The sequence below is a fragment of the Terriglobales bacterium genome (assembly GCA_035454605.1).
GTDB lineage: Bacteria > Acidobacteriota > Terriglobia > Terriglobales > Acidobacteriaceae > DATMAB01.
Genome location: DATIGQ010000041.1, coordinates 1 through 4,791 on the forward strand (window position 1 = coordinate 1; position 4,791 = coordinate 4,791).

Here is a 4,791-nt window from a genome sequence, read left to right on the forward strand (position 1 = left end):
AAGACACGGACGGCGGCGGATGAGCAGATTGCGCAGACCGCGGGCGAGGTGATCCGCAGCTATCGGGAGCTGTTCGAGGACTACCAGTTCTCGAAAGCGCTGGAAGCGGCATGGACGGTGGTGGCTGCGGTGAACAAGTACCTGGTGGAAAACGAGCCCTGGACGCTGGCGGAAAAAACCGATGAAGACAGCCGGGCGCGCCTGGCGACGGTGCTGTACACGGCGGCGGAGGCCCTGCGCGTGGTGACGGCGCTGGTGCATCCGGTGATGCCGGAAGCGACCGGGCGGATATGGTCGCAACTGGGACTGGGCGCGGTGGCCAAGGCGCGGCTGGACAAGCTGGAGTGGGGACAACTGGCTCACGGCACCAAGCTGGGCCTGGTGGAGCCGGTGTTCCCGCGCGCGGACAAATCGGTGATCGAGAGGATGCAGCAGATGGAGAGCCAGCCAAAGGCAGCAGAAACGGAGAAGAAGGAAGCGGCGCCGGCAGCGACGTCACCCGCGCCCGCAACAGTTCCGGCGCAGCCTGCGACGACTGCGGCCGGCGATTCGCGCATCAGCATTGAGGATTTCGCCAAGGTGGAGCTGCGCGTGGGCGAGATCAAGGTGGCCGAAAAGGTAAAAGGCGCAGACAAGCTGCTGCGACTGGAAGTCGATATCGGCACAGAAGTGCGGCAGGTGGTGGCGGGAATCGCCGAGGCCTACAAGCCGGAGACGCTGGTGGGACGCAAGGTGGTGATCGTCGTGAACCTGCAGCCGCGCAAGCTGCGCGGTTTGGAGTCGAACGGGATGATCGTGGCGGCGTCGGTGGGCGAAAAGGGGACGCCGGTGCTGTGCGGGTTCCTGGAAGATGTGCCGGTGGGCGCCAAGCTGAAATAGCCACAGAGATACACAGGCACAGAGGGAATCCGGTCATTTGGCCATCGAGTCAGGTTGCGATTGGTGATTTCGGTGCCCTCGTGACCTGAACCGTCGGCTGTCCCTTTCCTCTTGGGAGTAGCGTTCGTGGTAGGCCAGACCATTTCGCACTACCGGATCGTGGAAAGACTGGGTGGTGGCGGCATGGGTGTGGTGTATAAGGCCGAGGACGCCAACCTGGGCCGCTTCGTGGCCCTGAAGTTCCTGCCCGAGGACGTGGCCCAAGACACACAGGCGCTGGAGCGCTTCCGCCGCGAGGCCCGGGCCGCCTCCGCACTCAACCATCCCGGCATCTGCACCATCCACGAGATCGGCGAGCACGAAGGCCATCTGTTCCTGGTGATGGAATACCTGGAAGGCACCACGCTGCGGCACAAGGTCGAAGGCAGGCCGCTGGAACGGGAGGCTCTGCTCAGCCTGGCAATCCAGATCGCCGATGCCCTGGATGCGGCACATTCCCACGGCATCGTCCACCGGGACATCAAGCCGGCAAATCTGTTCGTGACCCAGCGCGGGCTCGCCAAGGTGCTGGACTTCGGCCTGGCCAAGGTGGCGCACAAGGACGCCGGACCGACGGAAGTCACGGCCACGGCGCACGAGGAAGAACACCTGACCAGCCCGGGCATGGTTCTGGGCACGGTGGCGTACATGTCTCCGGAGCAGGCGCTGGGGAAGGACCTGGACGCGCGCACCGACCTGTTCTCGTTCGGCGTGGTGCTCTACGAAATGGCCACGGGGATGCGCCCGTTCCGGGGCGATACGTCCGCGGCCATCTTCAACGGCATCCTGAACGAAAGGCCTTCGACTGAACACCTGAGCCCCGACCTGCCGCAGAAGCTGGGCGACATCATCCAGAAGGCGCTGGAAAAGGACGCGCGGCTGCGCTACCAGCACGCCAGCGAGATGCGGGCCGACCTGGAACGACTGAAGCGGGACACGGATTCGGGGCGGTCCCCCGCGACGGCGGGCAGCGCCGAGCGTGCCGGCGCGGCGCGAGGCGAGGAGCTATGGGTGGCGGTACTGCCCTTCAAAAGTCCGAGCGGCGACACGGATCTGGAAGCGCTGGCCGACGGGCTGAGTGAGGATGTGACCACCGGACTTTCACGCTTTTCCTACCTGCACGTCATCGCGCGCAACTCGACCCTGCGTTACAAGGGCCAAGCGGTGGATGTGCGGAGTGTGGGGCCGGAACTGGGCGCACGCTACGTGATGGACGGGAGCTTGCGGAAGGCGGGTTCGACGGTGCGAGTCAGCGTGCAGGTTCATGATGCCGCGACGGGCGCATATCTGTGGGCGGAAACCTACGATCGCGACCTGACGGCCGCCAACATCTTCACCTTGCAGGACCAGCTCACCGCCCGCATCGTCTCTACCGTCGCCGACGCCTACGGGGTGCTGCCGCGAAGCATGGCAGGCCTGTTTCATGGACGCCCGGCGGAAACCTTGAGCCCCTACGAGGCCGTGGTGCGCAGCTTCAATTACTGGCACGTCCTCAATGCCGAGGAACATGCCGAGGTCCGGGCCTGCCTGGAGCATGCCGTCGAACGGGATCCCGGCTATGCCGACGCCTGGGCGGCCCTCTCTTCGCTCATCCTGGAAGAGCACAAGCATGAATTCAATCCGCAGCCGGACCCATTGGGGCGCGCCCTGGCCGCGGCGCGCCGCGCCGTCGCCCTCGATCCCGCCAGCCAGCCGGGTTCCATGGCGTTGGCGCAGACATACTTCTTCCGCCGCGAGTTCGACTTCTTCCGCCAGGCGGCCGAGCGCACCCTGACACTCAATCCACTGGACGGCTGGGCGCTGGCCTGGATGGGCCTGCTGCTCGCCTACAGCGGAGAATGGGAACGGGGCATGGCCCTGGCCGACCGGGCCATGGAACTGAATCCCCACCACCCGGGCTGGTACCACTTCGCAGCCTTCTGGAACAGCTACTTCAAGCAGGACTACCCGAAGGCGCTGGAGGTTGCGCAGCGTATCAACATGCCGACGTACTTCTACTATCACGCCGCCCTGGCTGCCTCCCTGGGCCAGATGGGGCGCGCCGACGCGGCACAGCCCGCCATCCGGGATCTGCTCCAGCTCTATCCCGATTTTGCCCACAAAGCGCACGCCGAAGTGGGCAAATGGCTGAACAAGGACCAGGCGGAACACTGGGTGAATGGCCTGCGCAAGGCGGGGCTGAAGATTCCCGAAGCGGAGAGCAGTGCGGGCGCTATCCAACCCGATAACCCGAGCGGCCAGACGGCGGCAGTGGTTTCTGAGAGCACTGAGTCGGGGAGCCTTCGTGCCCGCTCCCAAACGCCGTGGATCGCGGTGCTGCCCTTCAAGAATCCGGGCAGCTCGGACGCGGACTTGCAGGGGCTGGCGGAGGGGCTCACTGAAGACATTACGACCGGGCTCTCGCGCTTTCCCTATCTTCAGGTGGTCGCCCACAGCTCGGCCATGGTCTACAAGAGCCGTTCGGAGGACATTCGCACCGTGGGACGCGAACTGGGCGCGCGTTTCGTGCTGGAAGGCAGCGCGCGCAAGGCGGGTAGTACGGTCCGGGTCAGCACGCAACTTGTGGACGCCGCGAGCGGCGCACAACTCTGGGCCGAAGCCTATGACCGCGACCTGGCTAAGCTGGGAATCTTCGCGGTGCAGGACGAGATCATCGACCGGGTAGTGGCGACCGTGGCGGACGCCAACGGAGTGCTCGTACGTTCCATGGCTGCCAGCGTGGAAGAGAAATCCGATGACGAGTTGACCGCAGTGGACTGGGTGCTGCGCTACTACGCCTACCGGATGCACATCACGCCCACAGAACACGTCCGTACCCGGGACGGCCTGGAGCGCGCGGTGGAGCGCGAACCTGGGCACGCGGTGGTGTGGGCCTGTCTCTCGCACCTGTACATCGACGAATTCCGGTTCGGGTTCCACCGGCGACCGGAGGCGCTGGAACGAGCGCTGGCGGCCTCCCGCCGCTCCGTGGACCTCGATCGGAGCTGCCAGCAGGGGTATCACGCACTGGCGCAAACCCATTTTTTCCGGCGCGACACGCAGGCGTTCCGCACCGCGGCGGAGCGGGCCATGGCGCTCAATCCGCGCAACACGGACACGCTGGCGGAAATGGGGCTGATGCTGGTGCACATCGCAGATTTCGAGCGCGGCGCGACCATCACGCGCCGGGCGATGGACATCAATCCGCACCATGCCGGCTGGTACCACTTCAGTCTCATCTGGGAAAGTTGCAGCAAGGGAGACTACGAGAAAGCGCTGGAACACGCCACGCGGGTCAATATGCCGGGCCTGTTCTGGCAACCCCTGGTGATGGCTTCCCTATGCGGCCTGCTCGGCCGCCGGGCCGAAGCCGCCGCGGCAGCGAAGGAACTGCTCGCGCTGGATAAGGATATCGAAGTGAACGCGCGCCATTACATCGAGTGCTGGCATTACTCGAGCGGCCTGATGGACCGCATCCTGGAGGGACTCCGCAAGGCGGGACTGAAGATTCCCGAATCCGGAGCCGCCGTGGCTCGCGGCGAGCCGGAGGCGTCGGGCAGCCATAAGAGTTCCAACGAGCACGTGCGGGTGCGCTTGCGCGAGGCGGGGCTGGAAGCCTCCACCGTCTCTTCGGGAGAACCGGAGAGGGCGGCGAAATCCATCGCGGTGCTTCCGTTTGCCAACCTGAGCAGCACCCCCGATGACGAGTTTTTCAGCGACGGCATCACCGAAGAGATCAGCAACGCGCTGGCCAGGGTGCCGGGTATGAAGGTCGCGGCCCGGACGTCGGCCTTTTCGTTCAAGGGCAAGAATGTGCCGGCTGGCGAAATCGGCCGGAGCTTGAATGTGGGCACGATCCTGGAGGGCAGCCTGCGCCGGGCGGGAAAGAAGCTG

At 65.3% G+C, this 4,791-nt stretch carries 2 protein-coding genes; both read left to right on the plus strand.

Features of this window, described 5'->3' with window-relative positions; translation table 11 throughout:
- Positions 1–879, plus strand: an 879-nt coding sequence (gene metG / locus VLE48_02800) for a methionine--tRNA ligase subunit beta (protein ID HSA91913.1), incomplete at its 5' end; no start/stop codon positions are given.
- Positions 880–1,005: 126 nt separating this feature from the next.
- The coding region (locus tag VLE48_02805) for a protein kinase (GenBank protein ID HSA91914.1) at positions 1,006–4,791 on the plus strand (3,786 nt) is incomplete at its 3' end.